The following is a 304-nucleotide window of genomic DNA, read 5'->3' on the forward strand; positions in this document are numbered from 1 at the left end:
GCCGTCCTCGGCGGACAGCTGGCCTGGCACGCCGACACCGACCCCGGCGCCTCGAAGATCCTGGCCCGGCACTGGCCCCGGGTGCCGAACCTCGGCGACATCTCGACGGTGGACTGGCCGACGGTTCCGGAGGTGTGCGTCCTGACGGCCGGTTTCCCCTGTCAAAGACGTCTCCGTCGCCGGTCGCCGGGCCGGGCTGTCCGCGGGCACCCGGTCCGGTCTGTGGCACCACGTCGCCCGCGCCATCGCCGTCCTTCGACCCTGTCTGGTGGTGATCGAGAATGTCCGGGGGCTCCTCACCTCC

1 protein-coding gene is annotated in these 304 nt (G+C 72.4%); it reads left to right on the forward strand.

Annotated features, from left to right (window positions below):
• Positions 1–220 precede the first annotated feature (220 nt).
• Positions 221–304, forward strand: an 84-nt coding sequence (locus FF041_RS40205; protein ID WP_267133256.1) for a hypothetical protein, incomplete at its 3' end; no start/stop codon positions are given.

The organism is Streptomyces jumonjinensis (assembly GCF_009600885.1).
GTDB classification, from domain to species: Bacteria; Actinomycetota; Actinomycetes; order Streptomycetales; family Streptomycetaceae; genus Streptomyces; species Streptomyces jumonjinensis.